20 protein-coding genes and 1 pseudogene are annotated in these 24,014 nt (G+C 68.3%); 11 read left to right on the top strand and 10 right to left on the bottom strand.

The window, feature by feature from the left end:
* The first annotated feature begins 760 nt into the window (after window positions 1-760).
* The 5 genes from OHT21_RS26595 to cseC all read left to right on the top strand — a co-directional run bounded on the left by OHT21_RS26595 (window position 761) and on the right by cseC (window position 5,559).
* Entirely contained in the window at window positions 761-1,645 is an 885-nt protein-coding gene (locus OHT21_RS26595; protein ID WP_328770833.1) for an A/G-specific adenine glycosylase, read from the top strand.
* 371 nt (window positions 1,646-2,016) lie between these two features.
* Window positions 2,017-2,568: a SigE family RNA polymerase sigma factor gene (locus OHT21_RS26590; protein ID WP_165345478.1), complete on the top strand. Its 552-nt coding sequence runs from the start codon at window positions 2,017-2,019 to the stop codon at window positions 2,566-2,568.
* Window positions 2,556-3,218 carry a hypothetical protein gene (locus OHT21_RS26585; protein ID WP_328770832.1) on the top strand — a complete coding sequence of 221 codons (663 nt, stop codon included), beginning with the start codon at window positions 2,556-2,558 and terminating at the stop codon, window positions 3,216-3,218. Before OHT21_RS26590 ends, OHT21_RS26585 begins: the two co-directional genes overlap by 13 nt.
* 147 nt (window positions 3,219-3,365) lie before the next feature.
* On the top strand, window positions 3,366-4,082 hold the full coding sequence (gene cseB / locus OHT21_RS26580) for a two-component system response regulator CseB (RefSeq protein ID WP_328770831.1): 717 nt from the start codon (window positions 3,366-3,368) through the stop codon (window positions 4,080-4,082).
* 184 nt (window positions 4,083-4,266) lie between these two features.
* Complete coding sequence (gene cseC, locus OHT21_RS26575) at window positions 4,267-5,559, top strand: two-component system sensor histidine kinase CseC (protein WP_328770830.1); 1,293 nt, start codon at window positions 4,267-4,269, stop codon at window positions 5,557-5,559.
* A 26-nt stretch (window positions 5,560-5,585) separates the two neighbouring features.
* Here cseC and OHT21_RS26570 read toward each other — a convergent pair whose 3' ends face one another.
* The 3 genes from OHT21_RS26570 to OHT21_RS26560 form a co-directional block, all read right to left on the bottom strand.
* Window positions 5,586-6,032, bottom strand: coding sequence for a VOC family protein (locus tag OHT21_RS26570; protein ID WP_328770829.1), 447 nt, complete (start codon window positions 6,030-6,032; stop codon window positions 5,586-5,588).
* Window positions 6,033-6,121: 89 nt separating this feature from the next.
* A complete protein-coding gene (locus OHT21_RS26565) occupies window positions 6,122-6,568 on the bottom strand; it encodes a helix-turn-helix transcriptional regulator (RefSeq protein WP_328774235.1) in 447 nt (148 codons plus the stop codon).
* Window positions 6,569-7,086: 518 nt separating this feature from the next.
* A complete protein-coding gene (locus tag OHT21_RS26560) occupies window positions 7,087-8,676 on the bottom strand; it encodes an MDR family MFS transporter (RefSeq protein ID WP_328770828.1) in 1,590 nt (529 codons plus the stop codon).
* 138 nt (window positions 8,677-8,814) lie between these two features.
* On the opposite strand from OHT21_RS26560, the gene OHT21_RS26555 reads away from it, so the two are divergent.
* Complete coding sequence (locus OHT21_RS26555) at window positions 8,815-9,393, top strand: TetR/AcrR family transcriptional regulator (RefSeq protein WP_328770827.1); 579 nt, start codon at window positions 8,815-8,817, stop codon at window positions 9,391-9,393.
* A gap of 16 nt (window positions 9,394-9,409) precedes the next feature.
* Here OHT21_RS26555 and OHT21_RS26550 read toward each other — a convergent pair whose 3' ends face one another.
* The gene (locus OHT21_RS26550; protein ID WP_328770826.1) at window positions 9,410-10,024 is read right to left on the bottom strand and encodes a M23 family metallopeptidase; all 615 of its coding nucleotides are present in this window, start codon (window positions 10,022-10,024) and stop codon (window positions 9,410-9,412) included.
* An 820-nt stretch (window positions 10,025-10,844) separates the two neighbouring features.
* Between OHT21_RS26550 and OHT21_RS26545 the strand changes: the two genes are divergently transcribed.
* Complete coding sequence (locus OHT21_RS26545) at window positions 10,845-11,906, top strand: PDDEXK nuclease domain-containing protein (protein ID WP_328770825.1); 1,062 nt, start codon at window positions 10,845-10,847, stop codon at window positions 11,904-11,906.
* A 76-nt stretch (window positions 11,907-11,982) separates the two neighbouring features.
* On the opposite strand, the gene OHT21_RS26540 is transcribed toward OHT21_RS26545, so the two are convergent.
* Entirely contained in the window at window positions 11,983-12,468 is a 486-nt protein-coding gene (locus OHT21_RS26540) for a helix-turn-helix domain-containing protein (RefSeq protein WP_328770824.1), read from the bottom strand.
* A gap of 163 nt (window positions 12,469-12,631) precedes the next feature.
* On the opposite strand from OHT21_RS26540, the pseudogene OHT21_RS26535 reads away from it, so the two are divergent.
* Window positions 12,632-12,970 (top strand): annotated as a pseudogene (locus OHT21_RS26535) (STAS domain-containing protein); the annotation flags it as partial.
* Between the two features lie 111 nt (window positions 12,971-13,081).
* Here the strand turns inward: OHT21_RS26535 and OHT21_RS26530 are convergent.
* Window positions 13,082-14,614 (bottom strand): carboxylesterase/lipase family protein, encoded by a 1,533-nt coding sequence (locus OHT21_RS26530; RefSeq protein ID WP_328770823.1) that lies wholly within the window; start codon window positions 14,612-14,614, stop codon window positions 13,082-13,084.
* A 119-nt stretch (window positions 14,615-14,733) separates the two neighbouring features.
* On the opposite strand from OHT21_RS26530, the gene OHT21_RS26525 reads away from it, so the two are divergent.
* A complete protein-coding gene (locus tag OHT21_RS26525; protein ID WP_328770822.1) occupies window positions 14,734-17,856 on the top strand; it encodes an NACHT domain-containing protein in 3,123 nt (1,040 codons plus the stop codon).
* Window positions 17,857-18,055: 199 nt separating this feature from the next.
* Window positions 18,056-18,709, top strand: coding sequence for an HAD family acid phosphatase (locus OHT21_RS26520; protein WP_328770821.1), 654 nt, complete (start codon window positions 18,056-18,058; stop codon window positions 18,707-18,709).
* 100 nt (window positions 18,710-18,809) lie between these two features.
* Here the strand turns inward: OHT21_RS26520 and OHT21_RS26515 are convergent, their stop codons facing one another.
* Window positions 18,810-21,335, bottom strand: a complete 2,526-nt coding sequence (locus OHT21_RS26515) for an ATP-dependent Clp protease ATP-binding subunit (protein ID WP_328770820.1) — start codon at window positions 21,333-21,335, stop codon at window positions 18,810-18,812.
* Between the two features lie 432 nt (window positions 21,336-21,767).
* Here OHT21_RS26515 and OHT21_RS26510 point away from each other — a divergent pair, with 432 nt between their 5' ends.
* Window positions 21,768-22,430: an SCO3374 family protein gene (locus OHT21_RS26510; protein WP_443050435.1), complete on the top strand. Its 663-nt coding sequence runs from the start codon at window positions 21,768-21,770 to the stop codon at window positions 22,428-22,430.
* On the opposite strand, the gene OHT21_RS26505 is transcribed toward OHT21_RS26510, so the two are convergent.
* The 3 genes from OHT21_RS26505 to OHT21_RS26495 all read right to left on the bottom strand — a co-directional run bounded on the left by OHT21_RS26505 (window position 22,409) and on the right by OHT21_RS26495 (window position 23,933).
* Window positions 22,409-22,744, bottom strand: coding sequence for a histone-like nucleoid-structuring protein Lsr2 (locus OHT21_RS26505; RefSeq protein ID WP_328770819.1), 336 nt, complete (start codon window positions 22,742-22,744; stop codon window positions 22,409-22,411). The two genes, OHT21_RS26510 and OHT21_RS26505, sit on opposite strands and share 22 nt — an antisense overlap.
* Window positions 22,745-22,982: 238 nt before the next feature.
* On the bottom strand, window positions 22,983-23,525 hold the full coding sequence (locus OHT21_RS26500) for an amino-acid N-acetyltransferase (RefSeq protein WP_328770818.1): 543 nt from the start codon (window positions 23,523-23,525) through the stop codon (window positions 22,983-22,985).
* A gap of 9 nt (window positions 23,526-23,534) precedes the next feature.
* Window positions 23,535-23,933 (bottom strand): BlaI/MecI/CopY family transcriptional regulator, encoded by a 399-nt coding sequence (locus tag OHT21_RS26495; RefSeq protein WP_443050434.1) that lies wholly within the window; start codon window positions 23,931-23,933, stop codon window positions 23,535-23,537.
* Between the last annotated feature and the right edge of the window lie 81 nt (window positions 23,934-24,014).

The raw sequence follows: 24,014 nt of genomic DNA, 5'->3' as shown, positions 1-24,014 counted from the left end.
GCGCAGGGCTGCCGCCCCTGCCGATCGTCAGGGTTCCCCTTCGCAGGGCTGGGCTGGAGGTTTTTCTTTCCCCAGCCCCGCCCCTTCCCGAAACTGGGGGCTGCGCCCCCAGGCCCCTCTGCCTCCGGCGGAGTGGGGCGCTACTGCGGATGTGTGGGTGCGTTGGTGGGGTGGGTGGGGCGCGCCTACCGCGGGTTCGTGGGTGGGGTGCCTACCGGGGTGGGGTGACATGTTTTGTCGCGGCTGCGGGTGCGTTGTGGCTGGTCGCGCCCACGCGGCGGAGCCGCATATTGGTACAGCCCCGCGCCCCTGACGGGGCGCTCCCGGAACCGTCAGCCACATAGCTCACCAGTCGCCATGCTCACCAGCCACCACCCACCCGCCCCCGACTACCCGCAGCTTCCCGCCGGCGGGAGGGGACGTGGGCCGGTGCGTCCTATGCCCGTCGCTTAGCTTCGGTCTGGGCACAGCTTCGCCCTGTGGGAGCAAGGGGCCGTATGCCCTGTTGGCGACGGGCTGACGCACCGGACCGCGGCCCCGCACCCACCAACCACCCCAGGGGCGCGGGGAACTGCGCGAGCAACCACCACGCACCCGCACCCGCCCAACCGCCGGAGGCACCCCGCGGGGCTGGCGCGACCGGCCACGACGGCGCCGCAGCCGACAACGAACCCAACCGCCGGAGGCACGACGCACCGTCAGCCGATAACGAACCCATTCCGCCCAACCGCCGGAGGCACGTGGCAGGATCGGGGGCGTCATGACTGCGCCCACCGAAACCCTCCACACCCCCGTCATCCACTGGTTCGAAGAGAACGCCCGCGACCTCCCCTGGCGGCGGCCCGAAGCCGGCCCCTGGGGTGTCATGGTCAGCGAGTTCATGCTGCAGCAGACGCCGGTGAACCGCGTGCTGCCGGTGTACGAGCAGTGGCTCAAGCGCTGGCCCCGGCCCGCCGACCTCGCCGAGGAGTCCCCGGGCGAGGCCGTCCGCGCCTGGGGACGCCTCGGTTACCCGCGGCGCGCGCTGCGGCTGCACGGAGCCGCCACCGCCATAGCGGAGCGCCACGGCGGGGACGTACCCACGGATCATGCGAAGCTGCTCGCCCTGCCGGGCATCGGCGAGTACACGGCCGCGGCGGTGGCCTCGTTCGCGTACGGGCAACGTCACGCCGTCCTCGACACCAACGTGCGCCGCGTGCTCGCGCGAGCCGTCACCGGCGTGCAATACCCCCCGAACGCCACCACCGCCGCCGAACGCAAGCTCGCCCGCGCCCTGTTGCCCGAGGACGAGCACACGGCCTCGCGCTGGGCCGCCGCCTCCATGGAACTCGGCGCGCTGATCTGCACGGCGAGGAACGAGAGTTGCGTACGGTGCCCGATCGCGGCCCAGTGCGCCTGGCGCCTGGCCGGCAAGCCCGCGCACGAGGGGCCGCCGCGTCGCGGTCAGACGTACGCGGGTACGGACCGCCAGGTGCGCGGCCGGCTCCTCGCGGTGCTGCGCGAGGCGGTCGGACCGGTCCCGCAGCCGGTCCTCGACCGCGTCTGGAACGAGCCGGTGCAGCGCGCCCGCGCCCTGGACGGCCTGGTCGCAGACGGACTGGTCGAACCCCTCCCGGGCGGCCTGTACCGACTCCCGCTCACCTGACAGGTACCACTGACTCCCCCTCACCTGAGGGGTACCAACCCTCCCGCCCCATCTGACAGGTACGCCTCTCCCACAGCTGACCCACAGATTCCGGCAGCTTCCAGAGCGCGCGTCACAGCCCACTGACAGGCAACCGACACCAACGCCGCAGGCAATTCCGCCCAATCCCGCCCCATCCCCCACAGCTCTTTACTCCCGCCCTACTTCCGTTACACAACCGACGGACAGCCGAGCGCTTGTCGCAGGCTCGCTCGGACAGCCTCGTGACAAGCCCTCCGTAGCTTCATTGCCGTACCGCGGACCAGCGGTACACGAAGCAGCGAACAGCCGACAGCGGGCAGGTCGGAAACGGGGATCGGAGGCGGTTGGACATGGCGCACGGCGAGGTGCTCGAGTTCGAAGAGTACGTACGCACCAGGCAGGACGCGCTGCTGCGCAGTGCCCGCCGACTGGTGCCGGACCCGATCGACGCCCAGGACCTGCTGCAGACGGCGCTGGTACGGACGTACGGCCGCTGGGACGGCATATCCGACAAGCGGCTCGCCGACGCCTACCTGCGCCGTGTCATGATCAACACGCGTACGGAGTGGTGGCGGGCCCGCAAGCTGGAGGAGGTCCCCACCGAGGCGCTGCCGGACGCGAGCGTGGACGACTCGACCGAGCAGCACGCGGACCGCGCGCTGCTGATGGACATCTTGAAAGTTCTGGCTCCGAAGCAGCGCAGTGTCGTAGTGCTGCGACACTGGGAGCAGATGTCCACGGAAGAGACGGCCGCCGCCCTCGGCATGTCGGCCGGAACGGTCAAGAGCACGCTGCACCGGGCCCTGGCCCGGCTCCGCGAAGAGCTGGAGAGCCGCGGCTTTGAGGGGCGCGCGTTCGTACCGGGCAAGGCGGGTAAGGAGCGGGAGCGTTGCGCGGCCTAGACACAGGCCCCGGCACGGAGCCCCCACGGGCCCCCGGAGCCCTGAAGGCGGCGATCACGGCAGTGGCTGTGATCGCCGCCCTCGGCCTTTTGGTATCCGCCTGCGCTTCGGGCGGCACCGGCGCCCGCGACGAGGGCCCGGCCCGTTCCGACTCGGTGTCGGTGGGCGCCGTCACGCCCGCGCCCTCACAGTCCTCGGCCGAGCCGAGCGTGGACGCGGTCCAGCTCCTCAAGGCCGACCCGGAGGTCAGCGCGGCGGTCAAGCGTGATCTGCAGCCGTGTGTCGCCGACGAGTACCCGGTCGACGTGTCGTACGGCAAGCTGACGGGCGGGGCCGTGGACGACATCGTGGTCAACGTGCTGACTTGCGGCGATGCGGTCGGAGTCGGCTCGTATGTGTATCGCGGACAGGGCGGCGAGTACGAGAACGTCTTCAAGGCCGAGGAGCCGCCGGTCTACGCGGAGATCGACCGGGGCGACCTGGTGGTCACCCAGCAGGTGTACGAGAAGGGCGACCCGGTGGAGTTTCCGTCCGGGGAGGAAGTGATCACGTACAGCTGGATCTCAGGCCACTTCATGGAGCAGACCCGCAACCACAGCGACTACAGCAAGGTGACGGAGAGCGTGCCGCCGTCCCCGGCCGAGGACTGACATCCAGAGGAGCGTCTGGCCTTGACTGGCACCTGCCCTCTGACCGAAAACTGACCTGATCCTGACCCCGACCGGGCAGCCGACCCGACCGACACTCGACCGCCACACTCGACCGACACTCGACCGACGGAGAACTGAGAGCACCGGATGGCAGAGCAGACCCACGTCCTGTTCGTCGAGGACGACGACGTCATCCGCGAGGCCACCCAGCTCGCGCTGGAGCGTGACGGCTTCGTGGTCACCGCCGTGCCCGACGGGCTGGCCGGCCTGGAGGCGTTCCGCGCGGACCAGCCCGACATCGCGCTGCTCGATGTGATGGTGCCGGGCCTGGACGGCGTCTCGCTGTGCCGTCGGATCCGTGACGAGTCCACGGTCCCGGTGATCATGCTGTCGGCCCGCGCCGACTCCATCGATGTCGTACTGGGCCTGGAGGCGGGCGCCGACGACTACGTCACCAAGCCCTTCGACGGGGCAGTCCTGGTCGCCCGTCTCCGTGCGGTGCTGCGGCGCTTCGGGCACGCGAGCGGGCAGCGGGCCGCCGCCGAGGCGGAGGGTTCCTCGTCCGTCGACGGGGGTGTGCTGTCGTTCGGTGACGGCGATCTGGAGATCGACAGGGAGGGCATGGAGGTCCGTAGGGGCGGTGAGCCGGTGGCGTTGACGCCCACCGAGATGCGGCTGCTCCTGGAGTTCTCGTCCGCGCCGGGTACGGTCCTGTCGCGCGACAAGCTGCTCGAGCGGGTGTGGGACTACGGCTGGGGCGGCGACACCCGCGTCGTCGACGTCCATGTGCAGCGGCTGCGTACGAAGATCGGCCAGGACCGGATCGAGACGGTCCGCGGTTTCGGCTACAAGTTGAAGGCCTGACCGGATCATGCGGGGCATGCGGGGGACGAGCAAGCGTCCGAACAGGAATCCGAGCGGGAATGCGGGCGACTGCCCGAGCAGCAGTCCGGACACCGTTCAGGGCGGGAATCCGAGCGGCAATCGGGAAGACCGCAGTCCGGAAGACCGCAGTCCGGGACGCCGTCGGAGGTTCACGCGACGACCGATGTTGCGTACGGGTCTCAGGTGGAAGTTCAGCGCGGCGATCGCCCTGGTCGGGGCGTTGATGGCCGTCACTCTGAGCGTGGTCGTGCACAACGCCGCCCGGTACTCGGTGCTCTCCAACGCCCGCGACCTGGCGGACACACGCGTACAGATCGCGCAGCGGAACTACGAGACGTCCGGGCGGGCCAACTTCCCCGGAATCAAGATCGACGATCCGGACCTGCCGAAGGACCTGCTGGCCAAGGCCGCGGCGGGCCGACGAGCGACGTACGTGGCGGAGAGCCCCGGCGGGGCGCCCGACATCTGGGCCGCCGTACCGCTCAAGGACGGCCGGATCATGTCGACGCACATGGCCGACCGCAGCGCCACCGTCCTTGACGACCTCGACAAGGCGCTGCTCATCGGTTCGATCGCGGTCGTCTTCGGCGGCTGCGCGCTCGGCGTCCTCATCGGCGGCCAACTCTCGCGGCGGCTGCGCAAGGCGGCCACGGCGGCCCGGCAGGTCGCGCGGGGCGAGACGGATGTACGAGTGCGGGACGCCATCGGCGGCGTCGTACGCGACGAGACCGATGACCTCGCGCGGGCGGTGGACGCGATGGCGGACGCGCTCAGCCAGCGCATCGAGGCCGAGCGCCGGGTGACCGCCGATATCGCGCACGAGCTGCGTACGCCGGTGACCGGGCTGCTCACGGCGGCCGAGCTGCTGCCGCCGGGCCGGCCGACGGAGCTCGTACGGGACCGGGCGCAGGCGATGCGTACGCTCGTCGAGGACGTCCTGGAGGTGGCGCGGCTGGACAGCGCCTCCGAGCGGGCCGAGTTGCAGGAGATCGCGCTCGGCGAGTTCGTGGCCCGGCGGGTGGCGGCGCGGGACGCGGACATCAAGGTACGGGTCGTACACGAGTCGCAGGTCATCACCGACCCGCGCCGTCTGGAGCGCGTCCTCATCAACCTGCTGGTCAACGCGGCCAAGCACGGCCGACCGCCCATCGAGGTCACGGTGGAGGGCCGGGTCATCCGCGTACGCGACCATGGGCCGGGCTTCCCCGAGGAATTGCTCGCCGACGGGCCGAGCCGCTTCCGCACCGGGAGCAAGGACCGGGCGGGCCACGGCCACGGCCTCGGCCTGACCATCGCGGCAGGCCAGGCCCGCGTACTCGGCGCGCGGCTCACCTTCCGCAACGTACGTCCCGTGGGTATGCCGGAGGACATGCCCGCGGAGGGCGCGGTGGCGGTGCTGTGGCTGCCGGAGCACGCACCGACGAATACGGGGAGCTATCCGATGCTGCCGGAGTAGGGCGCCGGTGCGGCGCCCCCGGGGCTTCAGCAGGACCAGTCCTTGTCCAGGTCGAGACCTCCCTCGCGGGGCTGGGTGAACGAGAACCAGTTCCCGGAGTCGTCGCGGAACAGCGCCTCTGTGCCGTACGGCCGCTCCTGGGGTTCCTGGAGAAACTCCACGCCGCGGTCCTTGAGCCTCTTGTAGTCGCCGTGGATGTCGTCGGTGGTCAGCACGCCCGCGCCGAGGGCGCCCTTGGCGACAAGCTTCTTGATCATCTCGGCGGACTCGGGGTCCATCCCTGGCCCGTTCGGCACCATCAGCGTGAGCTCGACGCCGGGCTGATCCGGGAAACCGACGGTGAGCCAGCGCATGCCGCCCTCACCCATCGTCATGTCCGTACGGACCTCGAGGCCGAGCTTCTCCGTGTAGAACTTCTTCGCCCGGTCCTGGTCAAGGACCCAGACGGTCGAGATGGCGAGACCTTTGATCATGACGTGCTCCTGGGACTGGTGAGATGCGGACTGCCGGGCCGCGAAGGCTGCGGTTCGTGCTTGTCATGTCACGGTAGGCAGTGGCGCAGTCAGCCCGCTTCTCCAGAATTGCGCTGTGCATGGGGCTGGGCACTGGGCTCTGCGCCGGCAGGAGCCGATCTGAAGCCGCCGGCCCAGTGCATGACGTAGCACCCCGGTATGAGGGCGGTTCCGCGTCCCCCGTGCTTGACCCGGTATTCGCTGGGCGTCAGTCCGGTCAGCGCCTTGAAACGGGCCGAGAACGTACCGAGGCTGCTGAAGCCGACGAGGTGGCAGATCTCCGTCACCGACAGGTCCGCGGTGCGCAGCAGGTCCTCGGCCCGTTCGATGCGGCGGTGCGTCAGGTACTGCCCGGGCGTCTCCCCATACGCCTCCTTGAAGGCGCGTATGAAGTGATACCGCGAGTACCCGGCGTGCGCGGCCACGGCATCGAGGTCGAGCCCGGGCTCCGCCCAGTCCCGATCCATCGCATCCTTGGCCAGCCGCAGCTGCCGCATCTTGTCCATGCCGTCGATGGTGGCACGCGCCACTGACAACGCTCCGCCGCGCGTGTTCCGCCCCCGCCACCCTTACCCGTCCCATACCCAGGGGCTCCGCCCTTGGGACCCCGCTGGGGGCTGCGCCCCCAGGCCCCCTTTCGGGGCTTCGCCCCGGACCCCGTTTCGGGGGCCAGCCCCCGGACCCCCGCTCCTCAAACTCCCCCAGCTACCGCTGGGGGGGACCCCCAAGGGGCTGATTTTGCGCGGCGTTCGCCGAAGGGCTGAACCTGCGCGGCCATCGCCGACGGCTGATCTGGCGCGGCCGAACCTTGTCAGCGCAGGCCCGCATCAATCAGCCCGTCTGGGGGCACCGCTGGGGGCACCTCTGGGGGCACCCCCAGCGGTAGCTGGGGGAGGTAGCTGGGGGAGTTTGAGGACGAGGCCGTTCAGGCCGATGGGGTCCGGGGCGAAGCCCCGAGCGGGGTCCAGGGGCGGAGCCCCTTGGTATGGGACGGGTAAGGGCGGCGGGGGCGAACTCACACGGCCCCCGCCACCGACGCCCCCTTCGCCCCCACCCCGTCATCCCCCGCGCCCTCCCCCGCCTCCGGCGCCGCCGCCCCCTTCAGCGGCACCTCCTTCACAAACACCGCCGCCACCAGAGCGACAACAGCCACAACCGCGCCCAACAAGAACGCCGAGTGCGTACCGGACGACACCGCATGCTGATACGCGTCCCGCGCCGCCTCCGGCAGCCTCGCCATACCCGCCGCATCCAACTGCGCCGACTGCGAGGTAGCGGCGGACCCCGCCGCCCCGCCCCGCTCGGCCATCACATCCTGGACCCGGCTGTTGAACAGCGCCCCCATGATCGCGACCCCGAAGGACGCCCCGAGCGTACGGAACAGGGTCGTGGACGAGGACGCGACACCCATGTCCTTCATCTCGACGCTGTTCTGCGACACCAGCATGGTGATCTGCATCAGACACCCCATGCCCGCGCCGAGGACCGCCATATACAGACCGGACGTGACCCGCGACGTATCCGTGTCCATCTGCGCGAGCAGAAACAGCCCGACGACCATCAGCCCACTGCCCACGACCGGAAACACCTTGTACCGCCCCGTGTTCGTGGTCACCCGCCCCGCGATCATCGACACGACGAGCATCGCCCCGAGCATCGGCAGCAACAGCAGCCCGGAGTTCGTCGCGGACGCCCCCTGCACGGACTGCTGGTACAGCGGCAGGAACAGCGTCGCGCCGAACATCACGAAGCCGACGATGAAGCCGATCACCGACATCAGCGAGAAGTTACGGCTGCGGAAGATGTGCAGCGGCATCACCGGCTCGGCGGCCTTGGTCTGCACGAACACGAAGCCCACCAGCGCGGCGACCCCGATCGCGATCAGCTCCATGATCACGGCGGAGCCCCAGGCGTACTCGCTGCCACCCCACGTGGTGACCAGCACGATCGCGGTGATACCCACGGCCAGCAGCCCGGCCCCCAGATAGTCGATCCGCGCCTGCGCCCGCTTCTTCGGCAGATGCAGTACGGCGCTGATGGCGAGGAGCGCCACGGCGCCGAGCGGCAGGTTGATGTAGAAGGACCAGCGCCAGCCCCAGTGGTCGGTGATGGTGCCGCCGACGAGCGGCCCGCCGATCATGGCGAGCGCCATCACGCCGGCCATCATGCCCTGGTACTTGCCGCGCTCGCGGGGCGGTATCAGATCACCGATGATCGCCATGACGCCGACCATCAGACCACCGGCACCGAGCCCCTGAACGGCCCGGAACGCGATCAACTGCATCATGTCCTGGGCCATTCCGCTCAGGGCCGACCCGATCAGAAAGAGCACGATCGAGGTCATGAAGATGCCCTTGCGCCCGTACATGTCGCCGAGCTTGCCCCAGATCGGGGTGGAGGCGGCGGTCGCGAGCGTGTACGCGGTGACGACCCACGACAGATGCTCGAGTCCGCCGAGTTCGCCGACGATCGTCGGCATGGCGGTCCCGATGATCATGTTGTCGAGCATCGCGAGCAGCATCGCGATCATCAGCGCGAGCAGCACGACCCGTACGCTCCGGGGTTGCTTGCCCTCGCTGTCCACCACTGCCTCGGTGTCCGCCATGGTCCCCACTCCCTGATGCCCGCCCCGCCACTAACTTGCCGCCCGGCAAGTTGACTACACTCGGAACGTAGGTGCGGAACTAGCCGGGCGTCAAGTAAGTTTTTCTTTACCCACCACGAACCCCGAGGAGCAGCCACGATGGGCGCCAGCAGGCAGCAACGCGGACACACCCGCCAGCGCATCCAGGACGTGGCCCTCGAACTCTTCGCCGAGCAGGGCTACGAGAAGACGTCCCTGCGCGAGATCGCGGAGCGGCTGAACGTCACGAAGGCGGCGCTCTACTACCACTTCAAGTCCAAGGAAGACATCCTGATCAGCCTCTTCCAGGACCTGACGAAGCCGATGGACGAGCTGATCGAGTGGGGCAAGCAGCAGCCGCGCACCCTCGAGACGAAGCGCGAGATCCTCAACCGCTACAGCGAGGCCCTCACCGAAGCGGCCCCGCTCTTCCGTTTCATGCAGGAGAACCAGGCGGCCGTACGCGAACTGCGCTCCGGCGAGGACTTCAAGGAACGCATGCTCCGCATGGTGGACCTGCTCAGAGAGCCGGACGCCACGATGACCGACCAGGTCCGCTGCGTCACCGCCCTGTTCTCCATCCACGCCGGACTGTTCACCCTCAGGGACCTCGAAGGCGACCCCGAGGAGAAGCGCAAGGCCGTCCTGGAGGTCGCCACCGAGCTGATCACCCGGACCCACGAAGCTGAAGGGACCTGAACGCCCCTTCAGACCCTTAGAGGGTTACGCCCTTGGTGCGCAGGAAGCGTACGGGGTCTATCGCGGAGCCGTAGTTGGGGGACGTACGGATCTCGAAGTGCAGGTGCGGACCGCTGGAGTTGCCGGTGTTGCCGGAGAGCGCGATCTGCTGACCGGTGCCGACGATCTGGCCGGCCTTCACCTGGACACGCGACAGGTGGGCGTACTGGGAGTAGGTCCCGTTGCCGTGCTTGATGACGACGGCGTTGCCGTACGCGGGCCCGTCACCGGCGCCGTTGCCGCCCGCCTTGACGACGGTGCCGCCATGCGTGGCGAAGACCTTGGAGCCGGAGGGGACGGCGAAGTCCTGGCCGGAGTGGGTGGAGTTCCACATGTTGCCGGCCTGGGCGTAGCTGGCGGAGAGCTTGTACTTCTTGACCGGGTCGACCCAGGACGGCTTCGCCGCCTTCTTGACGGCGGCCTTCTGAGCAGCAGCAGCCGGCACCGCCTCAGCGCTCGCCGCACCACCGGCGGCGACCGCGACCCCGGTCCCCAGCGCGACCGACACCCCCAGCCCGGCGGCCAGGACAGCCGCCCGGGCACGGAGCGGGGACGTACCGAGAACGTGGGACTTGGTGATGCGCAGCGACATGGGGACTACCTCCGGGTGACGGGCATGAACACACCCGACGCGCTGTCGATGCGCCGGGCGAGGCGTCCCTTGGTAACCCGTGATGCCGATGTCCCACAAAGCACCCATCTACGACTTGAAGTCGTACTTGACGCTGAAACTTCCTCCTTCTTGACACGAGCGCCGACCCGTATTGGAACCTCCGCGTTTCCTCCTGGAAGTCTGGTTTAACCCCACTTCACAGCCTTCCGCTTACCCCCTGACCCCACCCCTCCAAGCCAGACCCGACCGCCTCCGAGACCGCACTACACCCACCGACCCAAAGGTCCGTTTTGCCCCGCACTGCTCCACCACTACTCGCCCTAGTACCGGACAAATCGCCTGTGCGTCATGTCACCGGAGAGCAAGATCCAGAGGCCTTGGGATGTGACGCGCACTACGCGCTCGGGGCACGGTGGTCGGCGTTCAGCCGGGCTGAAGTAGCGCCCGCCGAGGTCCAGCCGCAGCTGCCGCAGCCAGGCGAGGTCGCCGTGGCAGCGAACCCGGTCGGCGCACCACCGTTCCCGGTCGGTCACCGCGCCGCCACCACCGGTCGCGTGACAGGGTGACGACGGGGGTCGGCGTCGCATCGCGCACCACGCCTTGGCGCACTGCGCGGGTTCCCATCGATGCCTACGACTGCCCGCGGTCATCATTCAGCGAAGCCGGCGGCGCCAACCGCCTCTACGCCCCCCCACCGGCCTGGCCGCCCTCATGCGAACACTTGCACCAACCCAACACGTTCGGGTGACATGAAACGGTTCGCCCCCGCGTAACGATCACCGTGCGCGAGCCTCACCTCATGCACGAGAACGTCGAGGCCAAGCCCAGCCTCCCCGCTCAGCAGGGCACCCTGCCCTCCTGGTACGGCGACCTCTTGGGTGAGGTCAAGGAAACCGTCGCGGGCGCACGCCTCCGCGCACAGCGGGCCGTGAACACCGAACTGGTCCAGATGTACTGGCAGATCGGCAAGCTCATCCTGGCCCGTCAGGAGCAGGAGGGCTGGGGCACCAAGGTCGTGGGCCGGCTCGCCGCGGACCTGAAAACGGCCTTCCCGAACCAGCGCGGCTTCTCCCGCCGGAGCCTGATGTACATGCACAAGATGGCCCGCGTCTGGCCGGAGCCAATTGTGCAGCAGCCTGCTGCACAATTGCCGTGGGGTCACATCATGCTCATGCTGGACAGGCTCGACACCCAGGCTGAACTGGACTTCTACGTCACCGAAGCCGTCCGCAACGGCTGGTCCCGAGACCTCCTCAGCCGCTTCATCCACCAGGACCTGCACCTCACCCAGGGCTCAGCCGCCACCAACTTCGAGGTGACCGTCCCAGAGGGCTCGGCGACACTCAAAGACTTGGCCCGAGACCCGTACCGCCTCGACTTCCTGGGCCTCGACAAGGATCGCGTCGAGCGTGAACTCGAAGAGGCAATCGTGGCCAACATGGTCCGCTTCCTGACCGAACTCGGCGTGGGTTTCGCCTTCGTCGGCCGCCAGTACCCGGTCACCATCGGCAGCAACGAATACCGAATCGACCTGCTCTTCTACCACCTCAAGCTACGCCGCTACTTCGTCTTTGAACTCAAGACGAAAGAGGCCCGCCCCGAACACGTCGGCAAGCTCAACTTCTACGTGGGTGTGGTCGACCAGCTCGTACGCGATCCGAAACTCGACGACAAGACGATCGGGTTCCTCGTGGCAGCCGACCACGACAAGGCCGCCGTGCAGATCGCTCTGGACGGCAGCAACCGCCCTCTGGCCGCGACGTCCTACTCAACGCTCCCTCCAGGAGAGCGCGAACTCGTCCCATCTGAAGACGACTTGAGTCGCGTCGTCCAGGACGCGATCGACTCCGTACAGTCATGAGCGTGCCTGGATGGCCCACACCCGGCGCCGGAGCCGATTATCCAACAGCTCGTTGGACAATTGCCACGGGGCCACATCACGGCCTCGCTTCACCCGGCCGCCCGGACACCCCCGGCCCCGCCACCTGCTCCGCCACCGCCCCGATCTTCGCCAGCCGCGCCAGCGTCGGCCTCGACAGGACCTCCCCGATGTCGTGCAGGGCCACGAGCAGCTCGTCGACCCCGTCCAAGGGGGCGTCCTTGCCCGCGTACAGGAGGATCCCTCGGTACTCCTCGGGCGAGATGGTGCGGCCCGGCAGTTCGATCTGTTCCGCTTCCGTGAGGAACAGTGCGGGGACCGAGGTGTCCAGGGCCAGGGCGATGGCGGTCAGTTCGGCTGCGGTGAAGGCGCGGCGGCCCCGTTCGGCCTGGTGGACGGCCTGGCGGCTCCAGGGGCGGTCGAGGTACTGGCCCATCGCCTCGCCCAGTTCCGTCAGCGACAGCCGTCGGGCTTCCCTGAAGCGCGCGATCTGCTTTCCGATGGCCTCTTCGACCCGCACCCGTACTCCCTCTCCTCGCGTCATCCTCCACACTCCGCTACGTCATTCTCCATGATGACAGCGAAAGTCCCCCGTTGACAAGCCTTGCCGACCGACCTACCGTAGTCACACGCAACTCGTTGTCACTCCACACAATGACAACACAGTGCCAGCTCATGACGATCCAACGCCGACACAGGAGACCGACGTGCGCGACTTAAACCTGAACTCCATCCCCGCAGGCGGCAATTGCGCCGTCCTCCAGGTCGCCGGCGAGATCGACGTCTATACGGCTCCGACGCTGCGCGAGGGCATCATCGATCTCCTCGACAAGGACGTCGTCCACGTCATCGCGGACATGCGGAACGTGGACTTCCTCGACTCCACCGGCCTGGGCGCCCTCGTGGGCAGCCTCAAACGGCTGCGGACCCACGAGGGCTCACTCCGGCTCGTGATCGACAGCGACCGTATCGTCCGCATCTTCCGGATCACCGGACTCGACCGCGTCTTCTCGATCCACCTCTCGCTCCAGGAGGCGATCACCGCCGACGGACACTGGCGAGCGGCCGTCGAAGGCAGCGGCCACAACATCGAAGAGTGGTGCCGACAGCACGAGTTGCTCCCGGACTAACCCCCAACCGGCACTACCGCCAGCGATTCACCCACCAGCGACTGACCCACCAAGCGACTGACCCACCAGGGGCAACGCCCCGAACACATGCCCCCGCCAAATCTCCCGCGACGCCTCCTCCGGATACGCCGCCACCGCCGGACTCGTGTCGAAGACCTGGACGAGCCGCTGTTCCAGGTCATACGCGGGCCAGCCGGGCCCGTCGCCCGACGCGAACCCCGTCCACGCGGAGCGGAAGCGCGCGGACAGCTCCTCCGCCTCCGGAGGTGGTGTCTCGCCGAGCAGCATCGCGGGCAGCCCCCCGTCCAAGGTGCCGAACACCAGCGGCACATCGAGCCCATGGCAGGCGCCCAGCCCTCCGCCCATACCCGGAGCGGACCATGTCAGCTCGTAGAAGTGCGCACGACCGCCTCCGCCGATCTGCGCCTCGGCCAGCCGTAGCGACGGCATACGGAACAGCCAGTCGGAGTTGACGAGTTCGTACAGCTCCTCGGGGCCGGCGTCCGGGAACGCGGCGCGGTACGCGTCCTCCCTGCCGGGAGCGAACACCTCCAGCGCCACGGCCGCCCGCTCCTCCGTCACCTCACCGAGCATGCCGCCGAGCGCCATGAAGAGGCGGAACTCGTCTCGCGTGTGCCCGACGACGAGTTCGATCTCCCGCCCGGCCCCGGAGGCAAGCGCCTGCCACGGATCGACCGGCAGAACCTCTCCGTCGACGACCGGCGCGAGCGGGACGGACGTATGCGCCACCGCCCCCCACCGCTTCAGGGACCCACGCATGGCAGCACCCACCGCATCTCCCGCCGCGGGCAGCCGACTTGGCGCCACCGTGCCGAAGTCGGCGGCGGTCGGCCGTAGACCCAACTCATCGGCGAAAGCGCGGGCGAAGTCAGCCGCGAGCTCGGCGGAGAAGAACGTACCGGGCACACTCTGCGCGACGGCCCGCCGGAACAGCCCGGCCGCGCGCGGCATCGCCAGCAGCGCGGCCACCGACCCGGCCCCAGCCGACTCGCCGAACACAGTGACCTGGTCCGGATCGCCGCCGAACGCCCGGATGTTCTCGCGCACCCACTCCAGCGCGGCGACCTGGTCGAGCAGCCCACGATTGGCCGGTGCCCCCTCGATGAGCCCGAACCCCTCTATCCCCACCCGGTAGTTGAGCGTCACGACGACCACGCCCTGGCGCGCCAGCCGCCCGCCGTCGTACTCGGGCAGACTGGACATCCCGATGCTGTACGCGCCCCCGTACAGCCACACCATCACCGGCAGCCCGGCGCCCGAACCCGGGTCGGGCGTCCACACGTTGAGCGTCAGCCAGTCGTCACCCGTGCCCTGGTTCAGCGCGTCCATCCCGAACGCCGAGGCCTGCGGAGGCGGCGGCCCGTACGCCACGGCCTTCCGTACGCCGTCCCAGCCCCGCACGGCCTGGGGCGCCCCGAATCGCAGCGCACCGACGGGCGGCTGAGCGAAGGGAATTCCGCGGAACACCGCAAGGCCCGCCTCTTGCTCCCCTCGCAACACCCCTGCTGTCGTACGGACTTCGGGTTCGTCGGCGCCCATCACGGCTCCCTCTGTTGGCAGGTCTGGACATCGCGGATCCTCCCGCGAGCGAGCTTGAAGGGCCAATGGGTTTACCAGTTACGCTGATCACCCACCTGCCATGCCCTCGGGGGAGCGACATGGAACCAGCGTCCGTAGGCGTCCGGTTGGCGTCGAGCGTGATCAGCCCGCTCGTCAGGAAACTGTTCGTGACGGAGGGCCCGGGAGCGGCCCTGGTCGACCAGCCCGTACGCATCTCGGCGTACGTCTCCTTCGCCGGCGAGAAACGGTCCCTGACCGAGAAGGACGTCACCAAAGTCGCCGCCGAGCTGGTCAAACGCGCGTTGAAGAGCGGCGAGCGCCCTCTCCCCGCCGACGAGGAACAGGCCGTGGTCCACGCCCTGGCCGGCACCCTCCACGCCCTCGGCGACCTCACCATGACGGACGTACAGGCCGTGGAACTCGGCCACACGGACCTCGCCCTCCGCCTGCGCCAGGCCGCCGGGAACCCCGATCGCGACCTCGCCTTCGACTCGGCGCTGTTCTACGAGCGGCTCCTCGACACGGCCTGCCTGCACATCCTGCACTTCTTCACGCAACGGTCCGCCTTCGTACCCCGCACCCTCGTCGAGCAGACCCGCCGCCAGGCCGAACTCCTGGCGAAAATGGACGAGTTGATTGCCCGAAACCCGCTCCCGGGCAGTGCGGACGCATCCTTCGAGCACCGCTACCTCTCGTACGTAGCGACCAGGCACAGTCAACTCACCATCTACGGGATCGACTTGGCCAATTCTCCCGACCGCTGGCCCCTCGACGCCGCCTACCTCACCCTCCAGGCCCTGCGCCCCACCGACGACCAGGAGCCGGAGGGCGGCGGCTATATCGCCGCGACCGGCAGCCCGCTCCCCGCCGAGGAGGCTTTCGCCGACCACGACCTGGTCCTGCTGCGCGGCGTGGCGGGCTCAGGCAAGACGACGCTGGTGCAGTGGCTCGCCGTGACGGCGGCGCGGGGTGAGCGCGAGGACCGCGTCCCCTTCGTACTGCCGCTGCGTACGCTCGTCCGCCGCGCCGACGGACTGCCCGCGCCCGCCGACTTCCTGGCCGCCGCCCGCGTTCCCCTCCACGGCGCGGCACCTAACGGCTGGCCGGACCGGGTGCTCACGGCGGGTCGCGGGCTGCTGCTCGTCGACGGCCTCGACGAGATCCCGGAGCCCGACCGCGAGCGCACCCGCCGCTGGCTGCGCGACCTCCTCGACGCCTACCCGGGCAACCAGTGGCTGGTCACCTCGCGCCCCTCGGCCGTACGCGAGGACTGGCTCGCCGCGGACGGCTTCACCGAACTGGCCCTCGCGCCGATGAGCAGCACGGACGTGGCCGCGTTCATCGAACGCTGGCATACGGCGGCCCGTATCGACGCCCCCGACCCGGAACGCCTCACCGCGTACGAGACCTCGCTCCTGGAGGCCGTACGCACCAAGCCGGACCTGGGCAAACTCGCCACCAACCCCCTGATGTGCGGCCTGATCTGCGCCCTGCACCGCGACCGGCGCGGCTATCTCCCGCACGGGCGGCAGGAGTTGTACGACGCCGCCCTCTCCATGCTCCTCGCACGCCGCGACCAGGAGCGCGACATGCTGCCCCGGGATCCGCGCGACGGCATCCAGCTCACCGAACTCCCCCAGATCCAGCTCCTCCAGCGCCTCGCCTACTGGCTGATCCGCAACAACCGCCTGGAAATGGACCGCGAACGCGCCGAACGCATCATCGCCGACGCCCTCCCGTCCCTGCCGGCCGTGGCGAGCCAGGGCGACGCCCCCGCGATCTACCGCCACCTCCTCATACGCAGCGGACTGCTGCGCGAACCGGCCCTGGGCACCGTCGAGTTCGTCCACCGCACCTTCCAGGACTACCTCGGCGCGAAGGCGGCCGTGGAGGACGGCGACTTCGGACTCCTGGTCCGCAACGCGTCCGACTCCCAGTGGTCGGACGTGATCAGGATGGCGGTGGCCCATGCACGGCCTCGTGAACGGGCCGGGTTCCTGCGCGACTTGCTCTTGTCCGTTCATCACGTCGAGGGCCCCGTGGTCACCCGCATCCGCATCCTCGCCCTCGCCTGCCTCGAACACGCCACCGAACTCGACCCGCAGGTCCGGGCCGACGTGGAGGAACAGGCGGCCATGCTGCTCCCACCACGTACGACGGAGGAAGCCCGGGAGCTGGCCGCGGTGGGCCCGCTCGTCCTGGAGCTGCTGCCCGGTCCGGAGGGCCTGTCCGACGCGGAGGCCAGAGCGGTGGTGGTCACCGCCTCGCTCATCGGCACGGACGCGGCCGTCCCGTTCCTGGCCCGCTTCCGCACGCACACGTCCCTGTCGGTGCGCGCCCAACTCTCCTGGGCTTGGAAACGGTTCGACACCGAGCAGTACGCGTCCGACGTCATCGCCCACCTGCTGCCGGACGAGCTCTTCTTCGTCGTCCACTCGACCGCCCAACTGCGCGCCCTGCATTCCCTCGGCGGTCGCGCCCAAGTGCAGGTCGTCGGGAACATCGAGCCGGCGGAACTGAGTTCCTGGCTCGTACCGGACGAAACCCGCCAGCTCGTTCTACAGGCCAACCAGAAGCTGCGTGACCTGAGCTTCGTTTCGCCGCTGCACAGGCTCGACTATCTGAACATCAGCAGCAATCCGTACGTGGACGACCTGGCACCCTTGGCCGAGCTGCCGCTGAAATGGCTGTCGTTGGACGTTATGGCGGGCCTGGAGAAGCCGGGGGCGCTCGCCGCACTTTCAGCCTCGGCCACCCTGCGCAAGTTCTACACCGGCGTTCCCCTCCACGGTGATTCCCTCGATGCCGCACTCCCCGAGCTTCCGCTGACGTATCTGCGATTCACCAAGAATGCCCTCAGGTTCACCGGACTGCGCGGACTGCGTCATATGCACTCAGTGAAGACGCTGAGCCTGGCCCTTCTCCTCCAACCGCTCACCCCCGAAGATTACGAAGAGGTCGCGCTGCTACCGGAGCTGACGGAATTGCGCCTCAACTGGACCGCGGTCCCGTGGACCGAAGGGCCCGTCCTGCCAGACATTAGGCACCTCCACTTCAACAATTTCACCGGAAACGAAGACCTCTCGGCCGTACCGGCTTTCTTTCCAGGGTTGGAGTCTGTCTCCTTCCTCCTTGCCCGGGATGCGACGGAAGTCCCGGAGCACATCCTCGCGCTCCTGCCCGGCACACACACCGTCCGGCAAGACCACGGCGTGCTGTAGCCCTGCCCACGGCGCAGCCGAGCGCCGACATCTAGCCCAACTCCTCTTCGGCACCCTACAGTTACCAGCCGGTAATGCCACCGCCTCCCTGTGGCCTCACACGCCCGTGACGATGCAGCGCGGCCCATGTACGTCGGTCGACCCGCAATGCCCCCCAATGCTTCGACGCGACGCGACTCAGACGCGAGAGGAACCCCCCATGACAGGAAGAAGCTGGAAGCGACGCCTCGTCGGCGTGACCGCCGCCGCCACGGCCGTCACCGCCGCCCTGGTGACCCCGGTCGCCGCCGCGAGCCCGGCAGCGGCGCCCGCAGCGGCACCAGCCGCTGCCACCACCACTGCTGCCGCCGCCGCGGCGGACGTCGACTACGACACCTGGCAGAAGGACTGCCAGGCGGTCATGAACGAGGCGTTCCCGTACCTCAAGCAGCGGATCGCCAACACGAAGCCGGGCGAGAAGCAGGCGATCGTCTTCGATATCGACAACACCACGCTGGAGACCGACTTCGGCTTCAGCTACCCGTCGCCGGCGAACGCGCCCGTCCTCGAAGTCGCCAAGTACGCCCAGGACCACGGCGTCGCCCTGTTCTTCGTGACCGCGCGCCCGGACATCATCGGCTCCGTGACCGACTACAACCTCAAGCACCGTGGCTACAAGGTGTCCGGCCTCTACGTCCGCAACTTCGGCGATCTCTTCCGGGACAAGGCCGAGTACAAGACCGCCAAGCGCGCCGAGATCGAGGCCAAGGGCTACACGATCATCGCGAACATAGGCAACACCCCCACCGATCTCTCCGGCGGCCACGCGGAGAAGGCGTTCAAGCTGCCGGACTACGACGGCCAGCTGTCGTAAGCCACCCGTAGCCCCAGCCCGCTATCGGGCATGCGAAGGGGGCCGGTGCTGTGAAAGCACCGGCCCCCTTCTCGGTTCTCTGCGGCTCAACCCCGGAGGGTCAGGCCTCCTTGCTCAGGTTGGGACCGGCCCCGCCTGCGGCCTGCTCGATCGGCGGGACGTCCGGCAGCGCCGACTTCTCCTCGCCGCGGAAGGTGAAGGTCTTGGTCTCGCCCTCTCCCTCCGTGTCGACGACCACGATGTGGCCGGGACGCAGCTCGCCGAAGAGGATCTTCTCCGACAGGCTGTCCTCGACCTCACGCTGGATCGTGCGACGCAGCGGACGCGCGCCGAGCACGGGGTCGTAACCCTTCTTGGCCAGCAGCTCCTTCGCGGACTGGGAGAGCTCGATGCCCATGTCCCGGTCCTTGAGGCGCTCGTCGACCTTGCCGATCATCAGGTCGACGATCCGCAGGATGTCCTCCTGCGTCAGCTGCGGGAAGACCACCACGTCGTCGACGCGGTTGAGGAACTCGGGCCGGAAGTGCTGCTTGAGCTCGTCCGAGACCTTGTTCTTCATGCGCTCGTAGTTGGACTTCTTGTCGCCCGAGGCCGCGAAGCCCAGGTTGAAGCCCTTGGAGATGTCCCGCGTGCCGAGGTTGGTCGTCATGATGATGACCGTGTTCTTGAAGTCCACGACCCGGCCCTGGGAGTCGGTCAGCCGACCGTCCTCCAGGATCTGCAGCAGCGAGTTGAAGATGTCCGGGTGTGCCTTCTCGACCTCGTCGAACAGGACGACCGAGAACGGCTTACGGCGGACCTTCTCCGTGAGCTGACCGCCCTCTTCGTAGCCCACGTAACCGGGAGGCGAACCGAAGAGGCGGGAGACCGTGTGCTTCTCGCTGAACTCCGACATGTCGAGGGAGATCAGCGCGTCCTCGTCACCGAAGAGGAACTCGGCGAGCGCCTTGGACAGCTCGGTCTTACCGACACCGGACGGGCCGGCGAAGATGAACGAACCACCGGGACGCTTCGGGTCCTTCAGACCGGCACGCGTACGGCGGATCGCCTTCGAGAGCGCCTTGACGGCGTCCGTCTGGCCGATGACCCGCTTGTGGAGCTCGTCCTCCATGCGCAGCAGGCGGCTCGACTCCTCCTCGGTCAGCTTGAAGACCGGGATGCCGGTGGCGGTCGCGAGGACCTCGGCGATCAGCTCGCCGTCGACCTCGGCGACGACGTCCATGTCGCCGGCCTTCCACTCCTTCTCCCGCTTGGCCTTGGCGGCCAGGAGCTGCTTCTCCTTGTCGCGGAGAGAGGCGGCCTTCTCGAAGTCCTGCGAGTCGATCGCGGACTCCTTGTCACGGCGCACGCCGGCGATCTTCTCGTCGAACTCGCGGAGGTCCGGCGGCGCGGTCATCCGGCGGATGCGCATCCGGGAACCGGCCTCGTCGATCAGGTCGATCGCCTTGTCCGGCAGGAAGCGGTCCGAGATGTACCGGTCGGCCAGCGTCGCGGCCTGGACGAGGGCCTCGTCGGTGATCGAGACGCGGTGGTGCGCCTCGTACCGGTCGCGCAGGCCCTTGAGGATCTCGATGGTGTGCGGCAGAGACGGCTCCGCGACCTGGATGGGCTGGAAGCGGCGCTCGAGCGCGGCGTCCTTCTCCAGGTGCTTGCGGTACTCGTCGAGCGTGGTGGCACCGATGGTCTGCAGCTCACCGCGGGCCAGCATCGGCTTCAGGATCGAAGCGGCGTCGATGGCGCCCTCGGCGGCACCCGCACCGACCAGCGTGTGCAGCTCGTCGATGAACAGGATGATGTCGCCGCGGGTGCGGATCTCCTTGAGCACCTTCTTCAGGCGCTCCTCGAAGTCACCGCGGTAGCGGGAGCCGGCGACCAGCGCACCCAGGTCCAGGGTGTAGAGGTGCTTGTCCTTGAGGGTCTCGGGCACCTCGCCCTTGACGATGGCCTGCGCCAGGCCCTCGACGACGGCGGTCTTGCCGACGCCGGGCTCGCCGATGAGCACGGGGTTGTTCTTCGTACGGCGGGACAGCACCTGCATGACCCGCTCGATCTCCTTCTCGCGCCCGATGACCGGGTCGAGCTTGGACTCACGAGCGGCCTGGGTGAGGTTCCGGCCGAACTGGTCGAGGACCAGGGACGTCGAGGGGGTGCCCTCGGCAGGCCCACCTGCGGCGGCGGTCTCCTTGCCCTGGTAGCCGGAGAGCAGCTGGATGACCTGCTGCCGCACCCGGTTGAGATCAGCGCCCAGCTTGACCAGGACCTGGGCGGCGACGCCCTCGCCCTCACGGATCAGGCCGAGCAGGATGTGCTCCGTGCCGATGTAGTTGTGGCCCAGCTGAAGGGCCTCGCGGAGCGACAGCTCCAGGACCTTCTTGGCACGGGGGGTGAAGGGGATGTGCCCGGACGGGGCCTGCTGCCCCTGCCCGATGATCTCCTCCACCTGCTGGCGGACCGCCTCGAGCGAAATCCCGAGGCTCTCCAGGGCCTTAGCGGCGACACCCTCACCCTCGTGGATCAGGCCCAGGAGGATGTGCTCGGTGCCGATGTAGTTGTGGTTGAGCATCCGGGCTTCTTCCTGAGCCAGGACGACAACCCGCCGCGCGCGGTCGGTGAACCTCTCGAACATCGTTAATCGCTCCTCAGAGCGGTCAGGCAGTAAGGGGACGCTCCCCTCCCTGTCCTTCCGCAGCTTAGTCCCGCAAGCGGGGACCGCTCATTCCATCTGCCGACACCCGTCCTTGGCCTCCCAATCGCCGAACGCCGACATCTGCTCCAACCCGATGGTGCGAGACGATGTTCCCGCAGGCCAGGCAGATACCCACACCAGCTGTACGCCGATGGCGAACGTGAGATGCCTGAGCCTTGCGTGTCGCCCCTCCCACTAGGGATGTCTTACCCGTACGCACTGACAGTCCATGCCGCGCGCACCCATTCCCTCCGCTATGGGCGAACATCCTTGCGCCGCCGAGCGCTTCCACACGCCCCCGTTTCCAGCACTCGACGTACACATCCGAACACCCAACGTAACTTGAAGCCTGTTTTGACGGTTGCTCCTGGTATGGCCCACCCGTCTCCCGACCACCGCCCCTCATCGAGGCTCCCTCAGACTCCGTCCGGGGGCACCCCCACCGCGCCACACCCATTTGTCGCCGTTCCTCTCCCTCGCCGCCCTCTGGACACCGACGACCAGGTGCGCCGTTGGTACGAGAACGAACTGGGCTGGGCGACAGTGCCCGGACCTCCCGTCGAGCTGCTGACGGGCCTGCGCTTCGATGTCCTGGAGGTGCCCGCGGAGGCGGGTCACGCGGCGCTGCGGCATCTGGGCCCCGGCTCTCCGGTGGCCGTGCGGGCGGACCGGATGCTGCTTCTGGTGACCGCGGGAAGCGCGGACGAGCTGCCGGGGCTGCTCGACTGGCTGGAGTGGGGGTCTCTCGCGCTGGACCTCAGGGCGATCGGCGCGGGCGGGCGCATCGAGGCGCCGCTGCCGCGGCATACAGGGAGCATGCGAGGCAGCACGGTGGACGGCTCGCAGGGGGCCGCCGTCTGGCTGCGGCCCCCAGAGCCGGACTGCGAGGTGGAGCCTGCGTTGCCGACACTGTCGGCGCTCGGCGGGGGCGGTGGGGGCGCCCCCGATCTCGTACGTCTCGTGGACACGATGGCAACGCAGTGCCACCGGATCCGCCTTCGCCAAGCCCGAACTCAGGCGTTGGCCTTCTCGTAAGCCTCGCGAATGGACGCCGGAACACGGCCACGGTCATTGACCTCGTAACCGTTCTCCTTCGCCCAAGCACGGATCTGCGCGGTGTCCTGACTCCCACCGGAAGCGGCGCGCGCCTTGCCACGCCCCCCGGAAGCACGGCCTCCGGTACGACGACCGCTCTTCACGTACGGGTCGAGAAGGCCGCGGAGCTTGTCCGCATTGGCGGTGGTGAGATCGATCTCGTACGTCTTGCCGTCCAGCGCGAACGTCACGGTCTCGTCCGCCTCGCCGCCGTCGAGGTCATCGACAAGAAGGACCTGAACCTTCTGTGCCACCGGATTTCCTTTCATCGATAACTTCAGGGCCGAGGGTCCGCGGCGGATGCCGCTGATTCATGCCCCCTGTTATATGCACTACTGCAGTACGTCCGAAAGCAAACCGCTTTTGCTGGAAAAACACAAACCCCTGGGAGAGACCGGGAGAGACCGACCCGACCTGAGAAGACCGAAAACGTACGCGTTTCGGACATAGAGCCCCCGGGCAAGGGGTGCCGGGCGTATTCGAAGTGGACGATCACAGATGCAGAAGCATCCGGCTGTTGCCCAAGGTGTTCGGTTTCACTCGTTCGAGACCCAGGAACTCCGCGACGCCCTCGTCATAGGAACGCAGTAGCTCGGCGTAGACCTCGGGGTCAACGGGAGTCTCACCGATCTCCACGAAGCCGTGCTTCGCGAAGAAGTCGACTTCGAAGGTCAGGCAGAATACCCGGCGAACGCCGAGCCAGCGGGCGGTCTCCACCAACTTCCCCAGCAACTGATGTCCGACGCCGGCACCCTTGAGCGCGGGATCCACTGCGAGAGTACGAACTTCCGCGAGGTCTTCCCACATCACGTGCAGTGCACCGCAGCCGACCACCTCGGCACTTGCACCGGCATCCCGTTCCGCGACCCAGAACTCCTGGATGTCCTCGTAAAGCGTCACCGTGGCTTTGTCGAGCAGGATGCCGCCGCGGACGTAGGCGTCAAGGAGTCGGCGTACCGCGGGGACATCGCTGGTCCTGGCCCGGCGGACAGTGACGGCATTACGGGTGGCGACTTCGGACTGCTCTGCTGGCATGACCGGACGTTATCGCCCGGTGTCGCCCTCGGGGGCGGCGGGGTTCTCGCTTTCGCCGGCCGTCGTTTCGCCGCTCGTCGATTCCGGGCCTTCCACGATGCGGAGGGCGTCACGCAGTGCAGCGCGCTGTTCCGGCGACATCATGCCGAAGAAGGCGACGAGAGCGGCGGCCGGGTTGTCGCTCCGCGACCAGGCCTCGTTCATCAGCGCGGCCGCGTAGGCGGCGCGGGTGGAGACCGCCTCATATCGATAGGCCCGGCCTTCCGCTTCGCGGCGCACCCAGCCCTTCTGATGGAGATTGTCCAAAACGGTCATCACCGTGGTGTAGGCGATGGACCGTTCCTGCTGAAGATCTTCCAGGACTTCTCGAACGGTCACCGGGCGGTTCCACTTCCACACCCGCGACATGACCGCGTCTTCGAGTTCTCCCAAGGGGCGAGGCACAGCTCTGACCCTAGTGGGACATTCCACTCAAAGCATTACAAACAT

Source organism: Streptomyces sp. NBC_00286 (genome assembly GCF_036173125.1).
In the GTDB taxonomy this organism is placed as follows: Bacteria; Actinomycetota; Actinomycetes; order Streptomycetales; family Streptomycetaceae; genus Streptomyces.
This window is presented reverse-complemented; position numbering and strand designations above follow the sequence as displayed.